This window comes from Plantactinospora sp. B6F1 (assembly GCF_040120695.1).
In the GTDB taxonomy this organism is placed as follows: domain Bacteria; phylum Actinomycetota; class Actinomycetes; order Mycobacteriales; family Micromonosporaceae; genus Plantactinospora.
This window is the reverse complement of the sequence record NZ_JBEEAC010000014.1, coordinates 36,243-58,416: the sequence shown is the minus strand read 5'-3', so window position 1 is coordinate 58,416 and position 22,174 is coordinate 36,243. Positions and strand designations below refer to the sequence as shown.

The following is a 22,174-nucleotide window of genomic DNA, read 5'->3' as shown; positions in this document are numbered from 1 at the left end:
GTGACGCGACCCGGACGGGGTCCGCGGTCCTCCCCCCGGAAGACCCCGGACCCCGGGTTTGCGGCTGTCAGTTGCCGAGCACCTCGGCCGGCGGCTCCTGGCCGTAGTCGTCGCGCCAGGCCTCGGCGATGTTCTCCTTGGTGGCGGCCATCGGCGACCCGACGACCATCTCCGGAGCCTCCTTGCCGAGCAGTCCGTAGGCGGCGACGATGCCCAGGTTCTGGCCGAGCCGGGTGGAGCCGTTGGCGACGATGCCGGCGATGTTGCCGCCCTTGACCATGTCGGCGGCGAGGTTCGCCTCCAGGTCATTGGTGACGATCTTGACGTCGGTACGCCCCTGCTGCCGGGTCGCGGCGAGCACGCCCTCGGCGGCGGTGGCCCAGGCGACGTAGACGCCGTTCAGGTCGGCGTGGCGGGTGAGCATCGCGGTGGCGATGTCCTCGGTCCGGGCCGGGTCGGAAAAGCCGGTCTCCTCGACGATCTCGATGTCCGGGTAGAGGTAGCCCAGCCAGTCCTTGAACGCCTTGTCTCGCTGGTTGGTGAACCAGAAGTCGGCGTCGTGGTAGACGTAGCCGACCTTGCCCTTGCCGCCGAGTGCCTTGCCGAGCATCTCTGCGTTGGCCTTGCCGAACGCGGTCAGGTCGGCGGTGACGATTCCGACGATCTGCTCCCCGGACCTGTAGTCCTTCGGCGGGGTGGTCATCACGACCAGCTTCACGCCGGCGTCCACGGCGGGCTTGAAGGCCGTGGCCGCCGCGGTGGGGTCGACCGCGATGGTGACGATCAGGTCGGGCTTGAGCGCCAGTACGGTCTGCACGTTGTTGGCCTGCCGGGCCGCGTCGAACTCGGCGCTGGTGCTGGCCAGTACCCTGATGCCGAGCTTGTCGAACTCCTGGCGAACCCCGGACTCCACCGCCTTGGTCAGCGCGGAACCCTCGTGCCAGACGAAGGCGGCCGAGTAGTTGCCGTCCTTGACCTTCTGCTGCTCCTCGGGGGTCAGCGAGAGCTGGTCGGCGGCGGTCGGGGTCTCCCCGCCGGGGCCGACGAACGACAGGCTCGGTTCGGTACGAGGGCCGCTCGACGCGCCGCCGTCGTCACCGGATGTCTCGTTAGCACAGGCACCGATCATGAGTGCCAGGGCGCAGAGCGCGCTCAGGGCGGCCCCACGTCTACGGCTGAGATTCATTGCCCTTCCCTCCACAGCAACGGATCCGGACCCGGTGGCTCCGGACGGACACGGGGTTCCGACGCGACCGGCGCGGCACGTGTGGCAGACGCGTGCCGTTACCCCGGGCTCCGGTGCCTACCGGTGGGGGCCGGTGACCTCTATTTCCGTTCAGACTGAAAGTATTATCGCGTTCATCACACTCCGTCAAGGGGGCGGCCGGAGACGCAGACCACTCGATTGGCCAACCAAAGACCCCTGTTCCGCTGGTCTGTAGGCAGCGCAGGGTCAGCGTGCGCACGATCAGCTGACCGGAGCGCCACGCTTGGTAACTCTGCTTGCCGAGCCGGCGCGGAACCGCGGTGTTGCTCTTCCGCGGGGCGGGTCTTAGCATTCGGGCGGAAAATAAATCGGTGGAGAGGTGGACGTGGAAGCCCGAGCACCCCGGCTCGCAAACCGGTCGACCGTACTGGCCCACGTCCTGACGCACGGCCCGGTGACCCGCACGGCCATCGGCCAGCAGACCGACCTTTCCCCCGCCACCGTCTCGCGCATCGTCGAACAACTGCTCGACGAGGGGCTGCTGATCGAGACCGACGGCGCTCCGACCACCGCCCGGGGTCGGCGGGCGACCCGGGTGGCGATCGCCGCCGGACGCGGCGTGGTCTGCGGGGTTGACGTCGGCGGGTCCAACGTCCGGCTGGTCGTGGCCGACCTCGCCGCCACGCCGCTGGTGAGCCGGACCGTCCCCGCTCCGACCGACTACGACGCCCCCCGGCTGGCCAACTGGCTCGCCGACCTGGTCCTGCAGACCGTCGGCGACAACCGGGACCGGCTCGACTGCGTGGCGGTGGGGCTGCCGGGCGCCGTCCGCCAGCACGATCGCGCGGTGTCCAACGCGCCGAACCTTCCCCAGGTGGAGGATCCGGAGTTCCTCCGGCTGCTGGAACGGCGGCTGGCAACCGGACTCGTGGTGGACAACGACTCCAACTACGCGCTCCTCGGCGAGCTGCGCTTCGGCGCCGCCCGCGACGCGCAGACCGCGGTGATGTTCACCATCGGGGCCGGCCTCGGTGCTGGCGTCGCCATCGACCGGCGACTGTTCCGCGGCCGCAGCGGTCTGGTCGGCGAGTTCGGGCACCTGCCGGCCGGCCCGCTCGGAGCCTCGCTCGAACAGATCATCAGCGGGCCCGGCATCCTTGCCCGGGCACGCGACCTCGGCCTACCGTTCGACAACCCGGCCGATGTGTTCCACTCCACCGACTCCCGCCTGGTGCCGGTCAAGCAGTACGTCGAGCAGGCGCTGCTGGTCATCCTCACCGCCGCGGTGGTCGCCTACGAGCCCGAGGTGATCGTCCTCGGTGGTGGCATCTCCCATGCGCTCAAGCCCGGCCTCGGCCGGCTGGGCGGCCGGTTGCGGGAGATCGTGCCCGTTGCCGCGGTGGCCGTGCACAGCGCGGAGCTTGGGGACCTCTCCGGTGCGTTGGGCGCCGTGGTGGCGGCGCTGCACCATGCGTACGGGCGACTCGGGCTCGCCGAACTCGACCTCGCCCACGTACCCCACTCGGACGCCGTCGTCGGCTGCGACCTGTCCGCACTACCCACCAGGGTGAGCGCGTAGTTGCTCGCGGTACCGTCCTGCGCGTGGTGCCGGAGCGGTACCCGCGCCTGGCACCACGCGCAGCACGTCCCCTGGATCGACCCGACCCATCCGGCCTGGCGAACGGCCTGGTGTGAGTGGCCTCACCGATCAGAAATCCTCCGCCACGTCGTCAGTTTCGTTAGCCCTCTCGCACCGGTGGAAGGATTGATGACATGACCGACGCCAGCCGGCTGGGCGCCGACGAGGCCACGTTCGTCGCGGCGGTCCGCGCGGGGGACAGCACGCGGTTCGCGCTCCTCACCGAGCGCCACCGGCGTGAGCTGCAGGTGCACTGCTACCGGATGCTCGCGAACTACGAGGACGCCCAGGACATGACGCAGGAGACGCTCCTACGAGCGTGGAACAAGCGGGAGTCGTTCAAGGGCCACGCGGCCCTGCGGACCTGGCTGTACCGGATCGCGACGAACGCCTGCCTCGACTTCCTGGAGAAGCGCAACGACCGCACACCCGTACCGTCCGGGCTGCCGGACCCCGGCTCCGAGGTGCGGTACCTGCAGCCGTACCCCGACCGGATGCTCCCCGAGGACCCGCAGGAATCGGTGGTGGCGCGGGAGACGATCGAGCTGGCGTTCATCGTCGCCGTCCAGCACCTGCCGCCGCGGCAGCGGGCGGTGTTCATCCTGCGCGACGTCCTCGGCTGGCCGGCGTCGAAAGCCGCCGAGGCACTCGAGCTGACCGTCGCATCGGTGACCAGCGCAGTGCAGCGGGCCCGTGTGACGATGCGCGAGCAGTTGCCCGACCGTCGCCTCGACTGGCGGAGCCCCGCCACCCACGAGCTGTCGAATGACGAGCGCGGCGCGGTGAGGTCGTATATCGACGCCCATGAGCGCAACGACCTCGACCGGCTGGTGTCCCTGCTCCGCGACGACCTGCGCTTCGCGATGCTGCCCGAGCCGGGCACCTTGATCATGACGGCCAAGGACGCGGTGGACGGCTGGGTCTCCAGTGGGCTCTTCCAGCGTGGCTACGACGACTGGCGCGGTATCACCACGACGGTCAACCGGATGCCTGCCGCCGCGCTGTACCTCCGCGCCCCCGACGACCCGGAGTACCGGCTGTTTGCCATCGCGGTCCTGCGCGTCGCCGAGGGGAAGGTCGCCGAGCTCACCGGATTCGACGCCCGCGACAAACCATGGCTGGGCCTGTCCCCGACACTGTAATCAGACCGGGGTCGCGGTGGGCACGCCAGAAAGGATGTCGACCCGGCGTCATGGCCCGAGCATCTGTCCCGTGCTCATCGCCTCGTCTCGTATCGGGTCAGTACCACGCCGCCGGGAAAGGTCCGCGTCTCCACCAGGTTCAGGTTCACCCAACTGTCCAGGGCGGTAAAGAACGGCGTGCCGCCGCCCAGCAAGGCCGGTGCGGTGACCAGCACGTACTCGTCGATCAGCCCGGCCCGCATGGCCGCTGCGGCGAGGGTGGCGCCGCCGATGTCCATCGGGCTGCCGCCTTCGGCCTTGAGCCGGGTGATCTCGGTGACCGCGTCGCCGGTGACCAGGCGGGTGTTCCAGTCGACCGTGCTGGTCGTCGAGGAGAACAGCACCTTCGGCATGTCCCGCCAGCGGCGGGCGTACTCGATCTCCGCCGGTGTGGCGCCGGGCTGCTGGTCGGCGGTCGGCCAGTGGGAGCTCATCGTCTCCCACAGTTTGCGCCCGTACAGCGCCAGGCCGGTCGCGCCCACCCGGTCGGACCACCACTGGAACAGCTCGTCGCTCGGTACGCTCCAGCCGAGGTCGCCGCCGGGCGCGGCGATGTAGCCGTCCAGGCTCAGGCTCATGCCGAAGATCAGTTTCCGCATCGTGCCAGCCTCTCGTGAGTCGATCTCACACGTACAGACGGGTACGACGCGGAAACCTGATCGGTGCGCGATCTGCGTCCGCAGGTGCCCTCGCGTTCCGGACTCGGCACGGCGTACTCGGCTGGGCTCGACCACCACCCACCGGATCCCGACGTCACCCTAGCGTCCATTGCAGTCGACCAGCACGCGGAACTGACGATGTCGGGAGTGTCTCCGGGAGCGGCCCGGGCCCGCGTCAACGGCGCGGTAGTGGTTACGGCGACAGGTCGGGCTCTGGGTTGGGTGGGTGTCGCTGCGGCTGCTGGTTTCGAGGTACGGCTGCGGCGTCTGATCCACCTGCCGATCAGGGCGAGCCCGGCGAGCAGTGCGGCTACCGGTATGTACGTCCACCGTTGGGCCTGCCATGGTGAGGGTGTGATGCCGGGGCCGCCGAGGGTGGCTGCTTGGAGCAGATCGCGGGCGTAGTCGGCGCAGCCGCGTCCGGCGACGGTGAGGGGCAGGGGCTGGGCGCCTGTCTCGGTGAGTGTGATGGTGTCGCATGTACGGTTGCCGTGGGCTTGCTGGACGATGGGTTGGCCGTCGCGCCAGGCGATCGCTTTGGGATCGCCGGGCCGGCTGCGTACGGTCTCGTCGGCGATCGTGCTGGTGGCGAGGTTAAGGCGTTGGAGGTGCCAGGTCTGGTTGGCGCAGTACTCTGCCCAGGCGCAGACCTCACCGGCGGCGAGGAGGATCTGGGAGTCGTCGGGTGTCCACGCGGCCGGTCCGGCGAGCCGCTGCCGTTCGGTGAGGGTCACGGTGTTCAGCGGGTTCATGGTGCGGGTGTCGATGATGGTCAACCCGTTGCTCTGGCCCGGCAGGGAGGTGTGGAAGGCGAGTTTGCTGCCGTCCGATGAGAACGCCGCCTGCCATGGCGCCCCGTCCACCGCGGTAGCGATTTTGTGTGTGGCGCCGCTGGCGACGTCGACGAGGACGATCTCGTCGTCTGGGATGTCGAGCGGTTGACCGTGCGAGTCGTAGGAGACGCCGCCGTCGCCACCGATGTCGCCTACCGCGGTGCGGCTGTCGGGAGCCCATACCGCCGGCCAGCGGCCGCTGAGCTTGCGATCCAGTTTTCGTGTCTCGCCGGTGGTGAGGTCGCGTAGGTTCTGGCCGAGTAGCCACAGGCCGTCCGGGGAGAGGGTGTCGGCTTCCTCCCCCGGCGACAGGTAGTCCAGCCGATATGTGTCATCGCGTCCGATCAGGACCAGCGCGGTTTCCAGGTTCAGGCTGTGGCCGGTGCTGAAGGTGAGCTTGACCGGACCGTTCGGGCTTCCGGCCAGGGTCTGCTGCCACAGGTACGGTTCGGCGACCGATGCGGGCAACACCTCCTGGTCCGTCCGGCTGCTCTCGGGAGTGGTCCGGGACCGTACCGGCATCAAGGCCAGGGCCGTGACCAGCAGCAGGCAGGCCAGAACGGCGCCGCTGCGGCGCCGTCGCCGGCGGAGGCGTCCGCGTCGCCACAACGTGTCCGGGGGCGGTACCGGGGGAGCGTCCTCCGCCGCGTCGAGCAGCGCCTGCGTCAACCGGGTCGTCATCGGGGTACCTCCTGCGGGTCGACGAGATCGGCAGCGACGACGCGCAGCCGGGCGAGCGCGTCGCGGACCTGGCTCTTGACGGTGCCGACGCTGATCCCGAGCACTGCAGCGGTCTGCGCCTCGGTAAGGTCATCGAAGTAGCGCAACACCAGCACCGCCCGCTGCTTCGGGGCGAGCCGTCCCAGTGCCTGGCGTACCACGATCGTGGTCACCAGCGATCCGTGTGGGTCGAACCCGGCCGGCTCGGGCAGCAGCTCGACCGGTACCGGCTCCCGCCGCCACCGCCGCCACCACAAGATGTGCTGGTGGTAGAGGGCTTGCCGTACGTAGGCGTCCGGGTCACCACCGGCCAGGATCCGCTCCCACCGTGAGGCCACCCCGATGAGGGTCTGCTGGACCAGGTCCTGGGCCAGATGCGGGTCGCCGGTTAGCAGCAGCGCCGCACGCGACAGCGCCGGGCCACGCGCGTACACGTAGTCGCGGAACGAGTCGGCGGCCGGAGGTTTACGGGGCACATCATCTACACGCTCACGACATCGCATTTGGAGGGGCGCCAACACACGGAATCCAGGCCCGTGAGGCCGTGCTCATGCCGTTGCCTGCCCGTCCTCGGGATCGAGGGCTCGCCACTCGCGGGGCTTGGTGCGGGTGGCGTCGGCTAACTGGGCGACGTCGCGGTGGCTGTAGGCGGTGCGCGCGCCGGAGATGGACATACCGGCGGCTCGGCTAGGCGCCGCCCCTACGCTGCCCTGGTGCAGATCGACCTGGTAGCGCTGATCGTCGAGGAGTACGACCCGGCGATCGCGTTCTTCACTGACACTCTCGGCTTCGAACTCGTCGAGGATTCTCCGTCGTTGACCAACGACGGACGACCCAAGCGGTGGGTGGTCGTCCGGCCCCCTGGCGCGCAGACCGGGATCCTGCTGGCCCGCGCCGACGGAGAACACCAGCGTGCCGCGATCGGCAATCAGGCGGCAGGCCGGGTCGGGTTCTTCCTGCGTGTTGACGACTTCGACGCCGCCTATCAGCGGATGACCGACGCCGGCGTCACGTTCGTCCGGCCGCCGCGTACCGAACCCTACGGCCGGGTCGCGGTTTTTCTCGACATCTCCGGTAACCGATGGGACCTGCTCGGCGCTGCCGTATGACACCCGACCGGCGAGGCCGAATCATCCTGCTCAACGGCCCCGCCTGCGTGACCACCTGACCCTGCCCGGTCCTGGGCGATCGGCAGGACAGCGCTCAAGCCTTGCGGAGCAGCAGGTAGCCCTGCGGGCATGCCTCCGAGTCCTCGGGCGGACGGCTGCCCTGGAACACCTGGTCGCCGGCACCTGCCGCCAAGTCCAGCATCTGCCGGGTTGACAACCAGTACGAGTCGAACTCCACTCCGACAGTTCCAGCGCCTGGCCGTCACCGATGGTGGCCACCTGGTGATTCACCCCGCAATTGGCTAGGTTGCCCTCACCTCGGTCGATTCTCACAGGGGGAGTGGCAGCCGTGCGGCAAGAGCACAAGACCTTTCAGGCGATCGAGGTCGGCGACGGCGGCGACGGGCGGTGGGCCGGCTACGCCCGGGGTTTGTGGCAGGAGATGGAGGGTCTGCTGACCGAGGAGGGCCGGACTCCGGAGGGCGCGGATCGTGTTCGGGCGCTGTTCCGTGCGCACATGCCGGACCTGGTCCCGGTTCTGGACCGCCTGGCCGGCCAACTCAACCGGCCCGAGGCAGAAGTCTTCCTCACACACGCCGCACTGCGGCCGTTCTCCCAGGCGTGCACCCAGATCGGCAGGAACGGCACTCTGCTGCGCAACTATGACCTACGGCCCGATCAGTGCGAAGGGACCATCGTCTCCTCCTGCTTCCTGCGCCCCGTGATCGGGATGCAGGACATGCTGTGGGGCTTGCTGGACGGGATGAACGACGCCGGTCTCGCGGTCTCGCTCACCTGGGGTGGACGTTCCGTCTACGGACGCGGCTTCGCCATTCTCATCCTCGTGCGCTACCTGCTGGAAACGTGCGACACCGTCGATGAGGCGGTGGACAGGCTGCGATTTCTACCGGTCGCCGTCCCCCAGAACCTCACCCTTGTCGATCCCACCCAGGCGGTGACGGTGTTCGTGGGGCCGGATATGTCACCGACGGTGGCACCGGACGCCTGCGCCGCCAATCACCAGCACCTGCCGGTGACCGACGAGCAGGAACGGGCCATGCGGACGCAGGAGCGGCTGCGAGCCATCCGCGCCGCGGGCGCGGATGTGGCGGCGATGCTGAGGCCGCCGCTTTATCGATCCGTCGACGAGCAGGGGTCGAGAACGCTCTACACAGCCCGCTACCAGCCCATCGAGGGCCGTGTGACGTACTACTGGCCCGGCGAGTCCTGGCAACAGTCCTTCGGTGACTTCGCACCCGGATTCCGCACCGTGACCTTGGGCCGGGCCATCTGAGAGGCTTTCCGGACCCCTACTGCATGAAGATCCTGCAAGAACGTGATGTCACCCGCCGCCGACAGGCCCTCCCTCGGCCCGCCCCGCCACGGCCACACGATGAACCGGCAGGGGCTCGGCATCGCTCCACCGGTCGGACGAGCGCCTCCCCCCGATACACCCCCGACGAGGCGTCTCTCGCTACATAGTTACCAATCCACAGGTCTTGACAATTGCTCTGCGCCTCGCGAAGTTCTTCGGTTCGCGCATCCACGGCCAGAGACGCTATCGGCCCGGCCAAGATGGCCGGACATCGCGCCGCCCGGCCGGGCCGGCTCGGTGAGTTAACGCAACGGCTCCAGGTCCTCATCCTCCTCGTTCTCATCGTCCGCAGAGTCCTCGGCGTTGGGCGCGAGGGCTTCGCGCAGCCATCCGAGTTCGTCTGGGTCGAGCGCCACGCTGGTCCACCGGCAGATGCCTACATCATCTTTTTGGCCCCTGGTGTCGCGGTTCTTACCAACATCCCCGGTAGCGCTCGCACCAGATTATCGAATTACTATTACGCGATAATCTGATAATAGCCCCGAGTGGACTGGCGTGGGCTGCCGGAGCGCCACAGCGAGGGATGCACCATAATGACAGTTCTTTGGCGTAAGGAACTGCGCTGGTGTAGTCCGGGTTCCTGTGGCACAGATAAGAAACAACCCGCCAGTTCCTGAGGCGGGCTGGTGAACTGGCAAGCCGTTCCCTGTGCCACCACGCGGCCACGGGCCCATGCAGCGGCTGCCGCCGTGAGCAGCCGCTGCGCAAGAAGTACTGCCGGCTGTGCTGGTGCCAGGCCCGCGCCGAGGCCAGGGCGACCGGTCGGCTGCACGGCAACGCCACCGCCGTGCACTCTCTGGCCCAGGTCGGCGACCACCATCAACTGCCCAACACCGCCAACCCGCACCTGATCATCAACCAGATGAGCGCCGTTAAGACCAGCCCGGTCAGCACGTTCTCCTTCAGGAAGACCCTGCGGGGCGCGAGTTCGAGATGGACCCGTTCGACCTGTTCGCCGATTCGCCGGCGCCGTACTGCTGGTATGGCATCACACCAACGCTGTTCGACGCGCCGTCCCGCCTCGACACCCGGCCGATGAACTGGACAGCGCACTTCGACCTTGTCGACCAGCGTGGTCGGGGGAAGTGACGGTCTGGAGGCTCGCTGTCCCGTCGTCCAGTCGCGCTCCAGATTCTGTCCAGTGCCGGGCGCCATATTCGGATTCTCCCGATGGCGGAGTCGCCCCATCGGAACCCGACCGAGGAGCTGGCCACATGAGTCGACCGTCCGCCGGATCGAGGTCCGGCATCGCAACAACACTGCGGCTGGTGGTAGCCGCGCTGGTCACGTTGGCAGCGTGCGCCGTCATCGCGACACCGGCCTCTGCGGCACCGGCGCCCGCACCGGCACCGGCCGGCGACCTGGCCGTGGGCAAGGGCCACCCGGTGGCCCCGGGGATGTTCACCGTCCAGAAGGGCAAGCCCGACCTGTCCCGGATGACGCAGATGCCCACCTCCGCCAAGACCGCCGCCGTTTCGCAGTTCAACTGCTACTACGGGTACTACCCGCCGGGCTACTCCATCGACTTCTACTGCTACGTCTACACCGGTGCGATCCAGATCTACCTGGAATGCACCGACCCGCTGATCCGTGGGTACAGCCCGGTGCTGCCGGCTCCGGGGGCGTACAGCCTTCGCGCCGTCTGCGGGCCGCCAGCGGTGTGGTCCTACTGGAACGTCGTGGACGCGTAATAGGCCGGTCGTCAACCGACCGGGCCGGGGCGACCAAGCTGCACGCTGGTCGCCCCCCAGTTTCTGCGCGACCCGGTTGGGCAGTCAGCCGGCGTTGCGCATCTAAGAAACAACCCGCCAGTTCCGGAGGCGGACTGGTGAACTGGCAAGCCGTTCCCTGTGCATGGACATCGACTTCCGCTACGGCGAAACCAGCGGGCGCGTATCCGTCTCCTGCGTACCCAAGATGACCCCACCGCACTCGGCAAGACGACCCGCGATCGCGGCCTTCCCGTCTGCACAGCCACAGTCCACTCCACCGGCCATGGCTACTGGGCGCTGCTGGGATGGGTGCAACTGGTCCGCTATCCCGGCAACGCCTCACAAGGCCGCGAGTTCGAGATGGACCCGTTCGACCTGTTCGCCGATTCGAGCGACTTGTGGCACCACTGGCCGGTTCTCCTGGGGCTACTCGGTCAACGACGACGGCGATGTCCGCCTCACCCCGCCCAACCGCCTCACCGGCGCGGACTGGGAAACCCACAACGCGCACCTCATCAGGCAGTACCCCCACTGGACCTTCGGCGACGGCTCCACGCTCGGGGAATCCAGCAGCCGAACCGCCGATTCCAGCGAACCCAAGGAGCCAGGCACGCTGCCCAGCACCAACCCGGTCGACCAGCCATCAACTTCTGCGAAGGATGCGGGAGACCTGCGATGACAACAGATCCCCCAACACCCTTCACGGATGCCCGCAGCCTCGAACGCCCCGGCCTCTTCGTCGATCAGGCGTAGGTCGGGATGACCGACCAGCAGCCGCCGCCGTGCGGCCACATGGGGTAGCCGGCCTTGTAGTTGACCATGTCGATGAGTGCCGTGCCGGTGGCCTTGCCGACAATGCCGTCGACGCCCAGGCCGAAGAAGCGCTGGAAGTTCTCGACGGCGCCCTTGGTCGCCTGCCCGAAGCGGCCATCGACAGTCAGGCCCTGGCCACCGACGTAGTTCAGGCCGGCCTGGACGCATCGCACCCCGGACGTGTTGGACGAACCCAGCCCGATGTTGCCGACCGTCGGCGACGCCTGGGCGGGCGCCACGGACACCCCGAGGAGCAGGGCGACCGTGGCGAGCACACCGATCAGGACACCCGACAGTCTCTTTACTGGCTTCACAGGCCCTCCTCTGCCGCGACTGACATGCCACTCCCGTTGTGAAGGGCGTGGCTGGCAACCTCTGCGGTTGCCGCCTCAGCATCCGGCGGGGCTGTGGGTCGAGTTCTCAACGGATTGTCGACGGCCGCGGGCGTGGGCTGGATCGTCAGCCGGCCAGCTTGGCGCGGACCTGCTCGGCCTCGGGGTGTCCGAGCTGATCGAGGATCTCCAGGGTGCGCTGCCAGATTCGCTGGGACTCGCCGATGTCACCCGCCGCCCGGCGGGTGTCGCCGAGATGGTTGAGGACCGCGGCCTCGGAGTAGCGGTCGCCGAAGCCGCGGATCAGCTCGAGGGCGTGCTCGTAGCAGACCGCGGCCTGGTGGTGGTCGCCGAGCTGGTGATGGGCGTAGCCGAGGCTGTCCCAGGTGTCGGCCTCGCCGGGACGGTCCCCGATCTCCCGATGCAGGACGATGGCCTGCTGGCAGTGAGTCAGCGCCTGCCGGTGGTCGCCGAGCAGGGTGTGGAACCAGCCGACGGAGTTCAGCGCCCTGGCCTGCCCGCCCCGGTGGCCGGCGATCCGGTACAGCTCGAGTGCCTGTTGGGCGTGGCGCAGTGCCTCCCCGCAGCGCCCCTTCTGCTCGCACACCCAGGCCAGACCACGGTGTGTGTACGCCTGGCCGGTGTGGTCGCCCAACTCGCAGAAGAGCGCGAGCGCCTCCCGATAGTGGGTGTACGCGTCGTCCTCCCGCCCCTGCCGGGCATAGGCGCGGGCCAGACCCCGATGGGCGTACGCCTGACCGGTGCGGTCGGCCAGCCGTCGCGCCGCAGCCAGCGCGGCGGTATGGGCGGTGATCTGGTCCTGCCAGTGCCCGCCCCGGTCGAAGAAGTCGGTGAGGGTCCAGGTCAGCTGCCAGGTGTGGGTGCCGAACCCGACCCGGACGGCCAGCCGGACGACCTCGAGCAGGACGGCGTGCTCGACGGTGAACCACTCTGTCGCCCGAGCTTCGTCGCCGAGTTCCTCGGGCGTCGTCCCGGGATGGACGTCGGCCAGGGTGATCAGGTCGCGGTGCGGGTCCAGCAGCCGGGCGGCGCGGTGCGCGGTCTGCAGGTAATGGTCGAGCACCCGCCGCACCGCCGCGTTCCGGTCGTCCTCGTCGTCGAGGGCATGGGCGAGTTCGGCGGCGTAGGCACGCAGCAGGTCGTGCAGAACGTACCGGCCCTGGGCCTGCTTGGCGACGAGGTGGGCGCGGGTGAGTTCGGCGAGCAGCGGTCCCACCTGCGCGGGTGGGGTGCCGTCGAGGCTTGCGGCGGCGGGAAGGCCGATGTCCGGGCCGGGGTGTACCCCGAGTAACCGGAACAGCCTCGACGCGCCGGGGCTGAGCGCCCGGTACGACGAGGAGAACACGGACCGGGCGTCGATCGCCGCATCGGCGCCGGCGAACGCGTCCAGGCTGCCCCGGGTGTCGCGCAGTTCACCGGCCAACGTTGCCAGCGGCAGGCTCGGATCGATGGCTGCCCGGGCCGCCACGATCGCCAGCGCCAGCGGCAGCCGCGCGCACCGGGTGATGATCTCGTCGACGGCCGGCAGTTCGCCCGCCACCCGGGCCGGTCCGAGACGGCGGGACAGCAGTTGTCGTGCCTCGTCGACCGGGAGTAGGTCCAGCGCGATGGGACGGGCACCTTCGGTGGCGACCAGGCCGGGCAGCTGGTTCCGGCTGGTCACCACCACCAGGCAGCCCGGTGCGCCGGGTAGCAGCGGGCGGACCTGGTCGGCGTCCCGGGCATTGTCCAGCACGACCAGTACCCGCCGGCCGGCCAGCAGGCTGCGGTAGAGGCCGATCTGGGCGTCCACCCCGGCCGGGACCTGCTGCGGCGGTACCGCGAACGCGTCGAGGAACCCGCGCACCGCCTCGGCCGGGTTCATCACCGAGCCGCCCGGGCCGAACCCGCGCAGGTTCACGTACAACTGTCCGTCGCCGAACCGGTCGGCCACCCGATGCGCCCAGTGCACCGCCAGCGCGGTCTTGCCCACCCCGGCGGTGCCGGACAGCGCCGAGATGACCACTGCGGTGGGCTGTTCGGCGGCCCGGTCCAGGATGGTGTCGAGCTGATCCAGCTCACCGCCGCGGCCGGCGAACCCGTACACGTCAGGCGGCAGTTGCGCCGGCACGTGCCGGGTTGGCGCCGTGGGTGGCGCGGGTGCGGCCCGGTCGAGCTCCCCGCGCAGGATCGCCACGTGCAGGGCCCGCAGTGTGGCCCCGGGCTCGACGCCGAGCTCGTCGGCCAGCCGCTGGCGGGTGGTGGCGTACCGGTCCACGGCTTCCGCGTCGCGACCGGTGGCGTGCAGGGCCCGCATCAGGGCGCCGGCCAACGGCTCGACCAGCGGGTACTCGTCGAGCAGGTCGGTCAGCGGGCCGACGACGACGATCGGGTTGCCGATCTGTAGTTCGGCCTGGGCCCAGGCCAGCACCGCGTCGAGATGCTGCTGCCGGCACCTCTCGCGGGTCCGCTCCACCCATCGCCCACTCAGGCCGGTGAGTGGCTCGCCGTGCCAGAGATCCAGGGCCTCGCGCAACATCGCGGCCCGTCGGTCCCCGGAGCAGTGCGACTCACCCGCCCGCCTTACCAGGTCACGAAACCGATGCAGGTCCACCCGGAGACGGTCGATGTCGAGGACGTATCCTGCGGCGGTGCGGCGCACTGGTCGCACAGGCCGGTTGTCGGTGGTGTCGGAGTGCTCCAGCAGGCGCCGGATCCGGGTGACATAGGTGTGCAGCGTCCGGCGTGCGCGCGGCGGTGCGGCCGGGCCCCATACCCGGTCGACCAGGACGTCGACGGAGACCGGTCGGCCCGCGTCGATGGCCAGGGCCGCCAGCACCGCGCACTGCTGCGGCGGCCCGACCGGTACCACGCGAGCAGCTACCCGGATCTGCACCTGCCCCAGCATCCGCAACTCCATCGCCAGCCTCCGGCCGCTCCCGCCTCGCTGCTTGCAGCAACACTCAACGCGCAACACTGCGTCGACATGGTATAGGCAGATAGTTGCCATCGTTGATTTTCCAGTGCCCGGCCCGGGTACGGGACGGAGGTTTCGGCGTCGGCGTCAATCCGTTGCGCGGCCGTAGCTGGCGCGTCCCTCGGCGACCTGGCGTGCCTGCCGTTCGCGCCAGCGCTTCTGCGCGTCACTGTTGCACCGTCGGCAGACCTTGCGATAGCGACCGGTGCGGGCATCGATCTCGCGATCGTGTCCATTGCGGCACCGAGGCTGCTGCCTGCGACTACGACAGTTCTCGGCACGGCTGACCTGACGCAGGTGGGTCGGCTCGATGCAGTCCGGCACGGCGCAGACCTGGTCGACCTCCAGCTCGGGATCGTAGTCGCCGACGAAGACGACATATGCGGCGATGTGTGCCCATGCCCGACCGGCGACCTTCTGGTGCACGCCTCGCCGGCTTCCGTAGCCGCGTACGATCAGGCAGCCGTCCGCCACGCGTGCCGAGCGGTCCAACAGGTACGTCCGGAGTGTTTCCTCGGTGAAATGGCGGGACAGTCCGCTGATCCGGGAGAGCACGTCGAGAGGATAGCGGGGCCGCTCCGGTTGTCCTGGCGGTCGGCGGTGACACCCGCCGGGGACGGTCGGTCAACGACACCCGCCACCCGTGCGGCGTGTCGTCCCGGCCGCGATGCCTTTCCTCACGTACGCTTTTCGACTCGTACGGCGTCGGGCACCCGAGGAAGAAGTCGAATGCCGCCTTCCGAAGCCGTGCCCCGCAGGTCGAGCACTCCGGCACTGACGGCCGCCGGGCCCGCCGACTTCACCGAGGCCTGGCTGGACAACCGGCGGCTGTCCACGCACACCCGCGAGGCGTACCGGCGAGATGTCGCCGGCTGGCTGCGCTGGTGCGGAGAGCACCACCTCGATCCGCTGCGGGCGACGTTCCTCGACGTCAACGCGTACGCCCGTGAGCTGGAGGCGACGCTGGCGCTCCGCAGTGGCCGCCCGCTCAGCCCGGCCACCGTCGCCCGCCGCCTCTCCGCGCTGTCCAGCTGGTACGACTTCCTGGTCAAGCTGCACGCCGTCGAAGCCAATCCGGTGGCCGCCGCCGACCGCCCGCGAGTCGACCGGGACCACTCCGCCACCGTCGGGTTGACCCCCGACGAGGTCGATGCGCTGCTGAGGGCGGCCGAGGCCGACACCGGGCCGACCGCCGTCCGCAATCGCGCCACCATCGCCCTCTTGGCCGACCTGGGTCTGCGGGTCGGCGAACTGATCTCGCTGGACCTGACCGACCTGGGCACCGAGCGTGGGCATCGCAGCATCCGCTTCGTCGGCAAGGGCGGCAAGGTCCGCCGCCGCGCCCTCACCCCCGGCACCGCGTACGCGGTGGATGCCTATCTGGCCGCCAGGGCCGCCGCCCAGGGGCTGAGCGTGCCGGAGTTGACCGGTCCGCTGCTGGTCACCGCGACCGGTGCCCGGCTGGACCGCAACGCGGTGTTCCGGCTGGTCCGCCGACTCGCCCGGGCCGCGGGGATACACGCCTGGGCGAGGCTGTCGCCGCACTCGCTGCGGCACGCGTTCGCCACCACCGCCCGGGCCGAAGGGGTGTCGTTGGAGGACGTGCAGGACGCGATGGGGCACGCGGACCCGCGCACGACCCGCCGCTACGACCGAGACCGGCACAACCTCGACCGCGACCCCGCGTACGTCATCTGGGCGGCTCGGGCCCGCCGCCGTCGCTAGCAGGACGGGACCGGCGGGGCAGTGGGGGCCGTCGTATCCCGTGGAAGGCGCTCGTCAACCGTTGCGTGGACCGGCGACCGGTCCGAGCAGGTGCGCGTTCATCGTGACCACGAGCTGACCCAGTTCGCCGATCTCGACGATCTCGACCCCGCCGCCGCGGAGGGTCTCCACGCCGTCGCAGTCGGCGAAGAGCAGCGGTTCCCGCAGCGCCAGCACCACCCGCGCGATGCCGGCATCGAGCAGCAGGTCGGTGCAGGGATCCGGCCGTGACCTGCGGACGGTGCACGGCTCCATCGAGGTGTAGAGGGTTGCCTGGGACAGATCCGGGACTACGCGGTCGGCGAGTTTGGTCAGGGCGGCCTCCTCCGCGTGGTGATGCGGGTCGGTCTCGCCCGTGTAGCCGGTGGCCAACACGTCGCCGCGCCGGTCGACGATGATGGCACCGACCGCGTAGTGGGTCAGCGAGGGTGGTGACAACCGGGACAGCTCGATGGCCTTCCTCAGCCATCGGCGATCCTGTGCCGGGTCACCGGCGTTCATGCCGTGCCGGAAGGGCTCGGTCGCCGTCCATGATCATCTGTACCGCCGCCGGCCGCCGAGCGGGCCGAGAACGGCCCGCTCGGGCGATGCGCCAGTTCCGCGTCTCCGGCACGATGACCGGTCCTGTTCCGCGCCCGCGACGCATGCCCCCGCCTCCCCGAGCCTCTGTTCGGCCATCCCGCACTCCGTACGCTACGGCCGCGGTCGGGTCTACCGCACCCTGGTGGACGACGACGCCATCATGAACGAGATCACCGACCGGGCGGCGGCCGGGGCCGTGGTGACGTGTCGGGTCGTTGCCGCTGCGTACCGCCGGTTGGTGGGCACGGGACGGTCGTCCGGGCCGACCTCGTCGACTCGGAGCACCTCCCGACGACCGGCGCCCGCCGGTCGGCACGTCCGGAGGAGGTCGACCCCCGCCGGTGTTCACGGGTGGCGGACCCGGCCGATACGGCGCCAGCCTGCGGGATTACGTCCGTGGACCGATGCCGTGCCGGCCGGTCGGTGGCTAGTCTCGCCGGGTGGACGCCACCCTGCACCTGCTCCGGCCACCGCTGCGGTACCGCCTGCCGGCGGCGGCGCGCACGGCCGTGATCTGGTGCGCACTCGCCGCGTTCCCGATGGCACTGGCCCTTACCGTGGCGATCGTCCCGGACGGCCCCGGCCGTTACCACCAGAGCATGCTGGAGACGATCCCCCGGTACGCGCTGCCGGCCCTGGTGATGGCACTGCCCGCCGTCCTGCTGCGACGCGGCCCGCTCGCCGGCCTGGCGCTGATGCTGATCGCGTCGGCGACGATGACGGCCACGATCAGATCCTGGGATCAGGACTACCTCGTCGACCTGAGGTACCTGCAGCTGTTGGCGATCAACCTGGCCGTCGGGTTCGTCGCGGCGACCAGGTCCCGGCGGCTGTCGGTGCCGGTCGCCGCGCTGACGCTCTGCGCGGAGATCGCCATCGGCTACCTCGACCCTGGCGACAACGCCGTCTACCAGCCGGAGATCCCCGCCCTGGCGATGCTGGCCACCTGGATGATCGGCAACTCGGTACGGGCCCGGCGCCGGTACGCCGAGGCGCTGCGGTCGCAGGCCACCGCCCAGGCGGTCACCGCCGAACGGCTGCGGATCGCCCGTGAGCTGCACGACATGGTGGCGCACAGCATCGGCGTCATCGCGATCCAGGCCGGGGTGGGCAGCCGGGTGATCCAGACCCAGCCGGCCGAGGCCGGCGCCGCGCTGCGGGTGATCGAGACGACCAGCCGGGAGACCCTCGCCGGCCTGCGCCGGGTGCTCGGCGGGCTGCGTCAGGGGGACTCGTCCGACCCGGCGCCCCGGGATCCGGCGCCCGGGCTCGCCGACCTCGACGGGCTGCTCCGGGCGACTTCGGAGGCCGGCGTCCGGGTCGAGCTGTGCCGGCGGGGTGGGCCGCGTCCGCTGCCCGCCGACATCGAGCTGTCCGCGTACCGGATCGTGCAGGAGGCGGTGACCAATGTCGTCCGGCACGCCCGTACGGCACGGTGCCGGGTGATTCTCGACTACCGGGCCGACGACCTGTGCGTCGAGGTCGTCGACGAGGGGCGCGGCGGCCCGGTCGCGGCCACCGGGTTCGGGATCACCGGGATGCGGGAGCGGGTCGGCCTGCTGCACGGCGACTTCGAGGCCGGACCGGTGCCCGGCGGCGGTTTCCGGGTGGCGGCCCGGTTGCCGCTGCCGGAGACCGTTCCCACCCCGGCGGTACCGCGATGAGTGTTCGGGTGGTACTCGTCGACGACCAGCCCCTGGTCCGTTCCGGGCTGCGGGTACTCGTCGCCGACACCCCCGACCTGTCGGTGGTGGGGGAGGCGGGTACGGGCGCGGAGGCGGTCCAGCTGGCCCGGGAGATCCGGCCCGACGTGGTGGTGATGGACATCCGGATGCCGGGCATGGACGGCATCGAGGCGACCCGGCGGATCGTGGCCGGTAACGGAGCGACCCGGGTGCTGGTGCTGACCACCTTCGACGAGGACGAGCACGTCTACGGCGCACTCCGGGCCGGTGCCAGCGGTTTCCTGGTCAAGGACATGGCAGTGGACGACATCCTCGGGGCGATCCGGGTGGTCGCCGCGGGTGACGCCCTGATCGCGCCAAGCGTGACCCGCCGGCTGATCGCCGGCTTCGTCGAGGCCGCCCCGGCGGTTGCCCGTCCGGTACGCCCGGTCGCCGGCATCACCGAGCGGGAGCGTGAGGTGCTGACCCTGGTCGGGCAGGGCCGTTCGAACGGTGAGATCGCCGAGGAGCTGTTCATCACGATGGCGACCACCAAGTCGCACGTGGCCCGGCTGCTGGCCAAACTCGGCGCCCGGGACCGGGTACAGCTCGTGATCATCGCGTACGAGTTGGGGCTGGTCGGGCCGGGCCGCTGACCCCGACACACGCGTGCGGGCGTCTCCGCCGATGCCGCCGGGCGTACCATCGCCGATATGGCAGGCAAGGTCGTGCTCAGCCTGAACCCGGACACGCTCGCCGGACCCCGTGCCGCGTGAAGCGGGGCGAGATCTGGACCGTCGGCGACCGTACCCAGCAGGCCAGGCACCGGGTCATCGTGCTCTCCGGCGAGGGGCACAACGACCGGCCCTCCGCGTCCCCGTACTGTGCCCCGATCGTCCGGCAGCGCGGCAGTGGTGAACTGCCGCCGTTCGTGGTGCCGCTGGCCGAGACGGATCCGGTCACCGGGGTCGTGGTGGTGAACCGGCTGCGCCGGGTGCCGTCGGCGGTGGCGGTGGAGCGGGTGGGGATGGCGACCGGCGCGAGCATGGCCCGGATCGGCGAGGCATTGCGTGACCTGTTCGAGTGGTGACCGCCCGGCCGGGCCGCCCCCGCGCCGCGTCGCGCGACCGTTCGGCCGGCGCGGGAACCGGTAGCGGGAAAGCCGGTGGACGGCAACGCCAGAATGACCAGGTGGAAAGCTATGTGGCCCAGGGCTGGACGGTCCGCGCCGAACCCGTCGACGGCCCGGTGGCGGACGCCCTGCTGAGGGACTACTACGCCGAGATCGTCAGCCGCTACCATCGCCGGCCGGCCCTCGACGCCGAGATCGAGCAGGTGCTGGTGGAGGAGCCGAGCGGTGACCTGCGCCCGCCGACCGGGCTGTTCCTGGTCGGCTGGTACCACGACGAGCCGACCGGTTGTGCCGGCGTACGGCTGGACGCCCTGCCGTACGCCGAGGTGACCCGGGTGTTCGTCCGGGCGGCTGCGCGCCGGCGCGGGGGCGGAGCGCGGCTGCTCGCCGCCGTGGAGCAGGCCGCGGCGGCGCGCGGCGCGACGACGATGCGGCTGGACACCCGGCACGACCTGGTGGAGGCCAGGGCGCTGTACGTCCGGCACGGCTACCGGGAGGTGCCCGCCTACTCGGAGGCGCCGTACGCCGACCACTGGTTCGAGAAGCGACTGAGCTGACCGGCAGAGCCGGGGTTGACGCCGGAGCCATCGCGCGGTAACAAGGAAGAGAAGTTGAGTCACCTCGACTCAACCCGACCTTCGACCCAGGAGAACCGAGGAGGACCGACGATGTTGATGCGTACCGACCCGTTTCGTGAGATCGACCGGATCGCCGAGCACTTCTTCGGCACCAGCAGCCGACCGGCGGTCATGCATCTGGACGCCTACCGCGACGGCGACTACTTCTACGCCGCGTTCGACCTGCCCGGCGTCGATTCGGAGAGCATCGAGTGCACCGTGGAGCGCAACGTGCTCACCGTCCGGGCCGAACGGCGCCGGCCGACCGGCGACAAGGTGGAGCTCGTCGCCGCGGAACGGCCGATGGGGGTCTTCACCCGCCAGCTCTTCCTCGGCGACACGCTCGACACGGACAAGCTCGAGGCGGGTTACGAGGCCGGGGTGCTGACCCTGCGCATCCCGGTGGCCGAGCGGGCCAAGCCGCGCCGGGTCGAGGTCGCCGTCTCCGGCGCCACTCCCCGCCAGATCAACTCCTAATCTCCGCCACCCGCCGCCGCGCGACGCGCGCCCGTCCGGTCGAACCGGACCGGCGCGCGTCGGCCGTCCGGCCAGCGATTCCGGCTGCGCCAGCGATCGCCCCGATCAGCCCGGGCACCTCCGGCGCGACCGCCCGGCCGCCGGGAGTTGGAGATCGTCGGGCGCGTCTGGCGGGGGATCGGGCGAATGGTCTGAAAAACTTCCTCACGTGTCCCGATCCACCCTGGTTCGCCGGCCGGCGGCCCGACCGGTGCCGGTCTCCACCCCGGCCGACTTCACCGACGCCTGGCTGCGTAACCGCCGGTTGTCCGAACACACCCGGGCCGCGTACCGGCGGGACATCGCCGGCTGGCTCGGCTGGTGCGCCAGCCGGGAACTCGACCCGCTCGACGCGACCTTCCTCGACGTCAACACGTTCGCCCGCGAGCTGGAGGCGAGCGTCGACCCGCGCAGCCACCGCCCGCTGACCGCGGCCACGGTGGCCCGGAAGCTCTCCGCGCTGTCCAGTTGGTACACGTTTCTCGGCAAGCTCGGTGCGGTGCCGGCCAATCCGGTTTCCGGCGCCGACCGGCCCCGGGTCGACCGGGACCACTCCGCCACGGTGGGTCTGACCTCGGACGAGGTCGACGCGCTGCTCGCCGCGGCCGAGGCCGACGCCGGCCCCAACGCGCTGCGCAACCGGGTGGTACTGGTTCTCCTCGCCGACCTCGGGCTGCGGGTCGGTGAGCTGGTCTCGCTGAACCTGGCCGACCTCGGTCGGGAGCGAGGGCACCGCAGCGTGCGGTTCGTCGGCAAGGGCGGCCGCGCCCGCCGCCGGGCGTTGACCCCGGGATCGGCGTGCGCGGTGGACGCCTACCTGGCCGCACGCGCCCTCGTGGCGGGGCGACCGGTGGAGCAGTTGACCGGAGCCCTCCTGGTGACCGCCACCGGCAACCGGCTCGACCGGCACGCCGTGTTCCGGCTGGTCCGGCGGCTGGCCCGGGCGGCCGGCATTCCTGCCTGGGAACGACTCTCCCCGCACTCGCTGCGGCACGCCTTCGCCACCTCGGCCCGCGCCGAGGGAGTGCCGCTGGAGGACGTGCAGGATGCGATGGGGCACGCCGACCCGCGCACCACCCGTCGCTACGACCGGGACCGGCACAACCTGGACCGGGACCCGGCGTACGCGATCTGGGCGGCCCGGGCCCGCCGCCACGGCTGAGCCGCTGGCCGCCACGCCCGCGCCACGCCGGCCAACCCGGCGCCCCTGCGTCCCGGTCTTGACAACGCCCCTGGCGCGGCAAATAATTCACCCAATAAACAAATTGTCCACCCGTTCGAGGGCGTCGGGTTCGTTCGGCTCGAACCAGCTCTCCGTAGACCACCTGCTCCGCTCCCCGCT

Annotated in this window: 22 protein-coding genes; 13 read left to right on the top strand and 9 right to left on the bottom strand. The window is 70.4% G+C overall.

The window, feature by feature from the left end:
- Window positions 1-67: 67 nt before the first annotated feature.
- Complete coding sequence (locus tag ABNF97_RS19010; protein ID WP_349339298.1) at window positions 68-1,186, bottom strand: substrate-binding domain-containing protein; 1,119 nt, start codon at window positions 1,184-1,186, stop codon at window positions 68-70.
- 406 nt (window positions 1,187-1,592) lie between these two features.
- Here ABNF97_RS19010 and ABNF97_RS19005 point away from each other — a divergent pair, with 406 nt between their 5' ends.
- Window positions 1,593-2,786 carry an ROK family transcriptional regulator gene (locus ABNF97_RS19005; protein WP_349339297.1) on the top strand — a complete coding sequence of 398 codons (1,194 nt, stop codon included), beginning with the start codon at window positions 1,593-1,595 and terminating at the stop codon, window positions 2,784-2,786.
- 194 nt (window positions 2,787-2,980) lie between these two features.
- Window positions 2,981-3,988 carry an RNA polymerase subunit sigma-70 gene (locus ABNF97_RS19000; RefSeq protein WP_349339296.1) on the top strand — a complete coding sequence of 336 codons (1,008 nt, stop codon included), beginning with the start codon at window positions 2,981-2,983 and terminating at the stop codon, window positions 3,986-3,988.
- 74 nt (window positions 3,989-4,062) lie between these two features.
- Here the strand turns inward: ABNF97_RS19000 and ABNF97_RS18995 are convergent, their stop codons facing one another.
- Genes ABNF97_RS18995 through ABNF97_RS18985 form a run of 3 tightly spaced genes read right to left on the bottom strand, consistent with a single transcriptional unit; the run spans window position 4,063 to window position 6,715 of the window.
- Window positions 4,063-4,626 carry a dihydrofolate reductase family protein gene (locus ABNF97_RS18995; protein ID WP_349339295.1) on the bottom strand — a complete coding sequence of 188 codons (564 nt, stop codon included), beginning with the start codon at window positions 4,624-4,626 and terminating at the stop codon, window positions 4,063-4,065.
- On the bottom strand, window positions 4,614-6,200 hold the full coding sequence (locus tag ABNF97_RS18990) for a TolB-like translocation protein (protein ID WP_349339294.1): 1,587 nt from the start codon (window positions 6,198-6,200) through the stop codon (window positions 4,614-4,616). The genes ABNF97_RS18995 and ABNF97_RS18990 overlap by 13 nt, the downstream gene beginning before the upstream one ends.
- Window positions 6,197-6,715: a SigE family RNA polymerase sigma factor gene (locus tag ABNF97_RS18985; protein ID WP_349339293.1), complete on the bottom strand. Its 519-nt coding sequence runs from the start codon at window positions 6,713-6,715 to the stop codon at window positions 6,197-6,199. Before ABNF97_RS18985 ends, ABNF97_RS18990 begins: the two co-directional genes overlap by 4 nt.
- 234 nt (window positions 6,716-6,949) lie before the next feature.
- Here ABNF97_RS18985 and ABNF97_RS18980 point away from each other — a divergent pair, with 234 nt between their 5' ends.
- Window positions 6,950-7,348 (top strand): VOC family protein, encoded by a 399-nt coding sequence (locus ABNF97_RS18980; protein WP_349339357.1) that lies wholly within the window; start codon window positions 6,950-6,952, stop codon window positions 7,346-7,348.
- Between the two features lie 94 nt (window positions 7,349-7,442).
- Here ABNF97_RS18980 and ABNF97_RS18975 read toward each other — a convergent pair whose 3' ends face one another.
- Window positions 7,443-7,586, bottom strand: a complete 144-nt coding sequence (locus tag ABNF97_RS18975; RefSeq protein ID WP_349339292.1) for a hypothetical protein — start codon at window positions 7,584-7,586, stop codon at window positions 7,443-7,445.
- Between the two features lie 111 nt (window positions 7,587-7,697).
- Between ABNF97_RS18975 and ABNF97_RS18970 the strand changes: the two genes are divergently transcribed.
- From ABNF97_RS18970 to ABNF97_RS18960, 3 genes are all read left to right on the top strand, one after another.
- On the top strand, window positions 7,698-8,642 hold the full coding sequence (locus ABNF97_RS18970) for a C45 family autoproteolytic acyltransferase/hydrolase (RefSeq protein WP_349339291.1): 945 nt from the start codon (window positions 7,698-7,700) through the stop codon (window positions 8,640-8,642).
- Between the two features lie 1,014 nt (window positions 8,643-9,656).
- Window positions 9,657-9,812 (top strand): hypothetical protein, encoded by a 156-nt coding sequence (locus ABNF97_RS18965; protein WP_165436722.1) that lies wholly within the window; start codon window positions 9,657-9,659, stop codon window positions 9,810-9,812.
- A gap of 125 nt (window positions 9,813-9,937) precedes the next feature.
- Window positions 9,938-10,414 (top strand): hypothetical protein, encoded by a 477-nt coding sequence (locus ABNF97_RS18960; RefSeq protein ID WP_349339290.1) that lies wholly within the window; start codon window positions 9,938-9,940, stop codon window positions 10,412-10,414.
- A 764-nt stretch (window positions 10,415-11,178) separates the two neighbouring features.
- On the opposite strand, the gene ABNF97_RS18955 is transcribed toward ABNF97_RS18960, so the two are convergent.
- From ABNF97_RS18955 to ABNF97_RS18945, 3 genes are all read right to left on the bottom strand, one after another.
- Window positions 11,179-11,523 (bottom strand): peptidoglycan-binding domain-containing protein, encoded by a 345-nt coding sequence (locus ABNF97_RS18955; RefSeq protein ID WP_349339289.1) that lies wholly within the window; start codon window positions 11,521-11,523, stop codon window positions 11,179-11,181.
- 184 nt (window positions 11,524-11,707) lie between these two features.
- Window positions 11,708-14,488 carry an AfsR/SARP family transcriptional regulator gene (locus tag ABNF97_RS18950; RefSeq protein WP_349339288.1) on the bottom strand — a complete coding sequence of 927 codons (2,781 nt, stop codon included), beginning with the start codon at window positions 14,486-14,488 and terminating at the stop codon, window positions 11,708-11,710.
- Between the two features lie 156 nt (window positions 14,489-14,644).
- Window positions 14,645-15,112: an HNH endonuclease gene (locus tag ABNF97_RS18945; protein WP_349339287.1), complete on the bottom strand. Its 468-nt coding sequence runs from the start codon at window positions 15,110-15,112 to the stop codon at window positions 14,645-14,647.
- 174 nt (window positions 15,113-15,286) lie between these two features.
- On the opposite strand from ABNF97_RS18945, the gene ABNF97_RS18940 reads away from it, so the two are divergent.
- Complete coding sequence (locus ABNF97_RS18940) at window positions 15,287-16,282, top strand: tyrosine-type recombinase/integrase (protein WP_349339286.1); 996 nt, start codon at window positions 15,287-15,289, stop codon at window positions 16,280-16,282.
- Window positions 16,283-16,336: 54 nt separating this feature from the next.
- Here ABNF97_RS18940 and ABNF97_RS18935 read toward each other — a convergent pair whose 3' ends face one another.
- Entirely contained in the window at window positions 16,337-16,822 is a 486-nt protein-coding gene (locus ABNF97_RS18935) for a deaminase (RefSeq protein ID WP_130463004.1), read from the bottom strand.
- 521 nt (window positions 16,823-17,343) lie between these two features.
- Here ABNF97_RS18935 and ABNF97_RS18930 point away from each other — a divergent pair.
- The 6 genes from ABNF97_RS18930 to ABNF97_RS18905 all read left to right on the top strand — a co-directional run bounded on the left by ABNF97_RS18930 (window position 17,344) and on the right by ABNF97_RS18905 (window position 21,994).
- The gene (locus ABNF97_RS18930) at window positions 17,344-18,567 is read left to right on the top strand and encodes a sensor histidine kinase (protein ID WP_349339285.1); all 1,224 of its coding nucleotides are present in this window, start codon (window positions 17,344-17,346) and stop codon (window positions 18,565-18,567) included.
- Window positions 18,564-19,223 carry a response regulator gene (locus ABNF97_RS18925; RefSeq protein WP_130463003.1) on the top strand — a complete coding sequence of 220 codons (660 nt, stop codon included), beginning with the start codon at window positions 18,564-18,566 and terminating at the stop codon, window positions 19,221-19,223. Before ABNF97_RS18930 ends, ABNF97_RS18925 begins: the two co-directional genes overlap by 4 nt.
- 116 nt (window positions 19,224-19,339) lie before the next feature.
- Window positions 19,340-19,657 carry a type II toxin-antitoxin system PemK/MazF family toxin gene (locus ABNF97_RS18920; protein ID WP_130463002.1) on the top strand — a complete coding sequence of 106 codons (318 nt, stop codon included), beginning with the start codon at window positions 19,340-19,342 and terminating at the stop codon, window positions 19,655-19,657.
- A gap of 101 nt (window positions 19,658-19,758) precedes the next feature.
- Window positions 19,759-20,256 (top strand): GNAT family N-acetyltransferase, encoded by a 498-nt coding sequence (locus tag ABNF97_RS18915; protein ID WP_349339284.1) that lies wholly within the window; start codon window positions 19,759-19,761, stop codon window positions 20,254-20,256.
- Window positions 20,257-20,367: 111 nt separating this feature from the next.
- Complete coding sequence (locus ABNF97_RS18910; protein WP_130463001.1) at window positions 20,368-20,793, top strand: Hsp20 family protein; 426 nt, start codon at window positions 20,368-20,370, stop codon at window positions 20,791-20,793.
- 208 nt (window positions 20,794-21,001) lie between these two features.
- On the top strand, window positions 21,002-21,994 hold the full coding sequence (locus tag ABNF97_RS18905) for a tyrosine-type recombinase/integrase (protein ID WP_349339283.1): 993 nt from the start codon (window positions 21,002-21,004) through the stop codon (window positions 21,992-21,994).
- The last annotated feature ends 180 nt before the right edge of the window (window positions 21,995-22,174 follow it).

What these genes read in the sequence shown, in the direction of transcription:
- ABNF97_RS19010 (WP_349339298.1), bottom strand. Translation starts at nt 1,186, where the DNA reads ATGAATCTCAGCCGTAGACGTGGGGCCGCCCTGAGCGCGCTCTGCGCC.
- ABNF97_RS19000 (WP_349339296.1), top strand. Translation starts at nt 2,981, where the DNA reads ATGACCGACGCCAGCCGGCTGGGCGCCGACGAGGCCACGTTCGTCGCG.
- ABNF97_RS18995 (WP_349339295.1), bottom strand. Translation starts at nt 4,626, where the DNA reads ATGCGGAAACTGATCTTCGGCATGAGCCTGAGCCTGGACGGCTACATC.
- ABNF97_RS18990 (WP_349339294.1), bottom strand. Translation starts at nt 6,200, where the DNA reads ATGACGACCCGGTTGACGCAGGCGCTGCTCGACGCGGCGGAGGACGCT.
- ABNF97_RS18965 (WP_165436722.1), top strand. Translation starts at nt 9,657, where the DNA reads ATGGACCCGTTCGACCTGTTCGCCGATTCGCCGGCGCCGTACTGCTGG.
- ABNF97_RS18960 (WP_349339290.1), top strand. Translation starts at nt 9,938, where the DNA reads ATGAGTCGACCGTCCGCCGGATCGAGGTCCGGCATCGCAACAACACTG.
- ABNF97_RS18950 (WP_349339288.1), bottom strand. Translation starts at nt 14,488, where the DNA reads ATGCTGGGGCAGGTGCAGATCCGGGTAGCTGCTCGCGTGGTACCGGTC.
- ABNF97_RS18940 (WP_349339286.1), top strand. Translation starts at nt 15,287, where the DNA reads ATGCCGCCTTCCGAAGCCGTGCCCCGCAGGTCGAGCACTCCGGCACTG.
- ABNF97_RS18935 (WP_130463004.1), bottom strand. Translation starts at nt 16,822, where the DNA reads ATGAACGCCGGTGACCCGGCACAGGATCGCCGATGGCTGAGGAAGGCC.
- ABNF97_RS18925 (WP_130463003.1), top strand. Translation starts at nt 18,564, where the DNA reads ATGAGTGTTCGGGTGGTACTCGTCGACGACCAGCCCCTGGTCCGTTCC.
- ABNF97_RS18910 (WP_130463001.1), top strand. Translation starts at nt 20,368, where the DNA reads ATGTTGATGCGTACCGACCCGTTTCGTGAGATCGACCGGATCGCCGAG.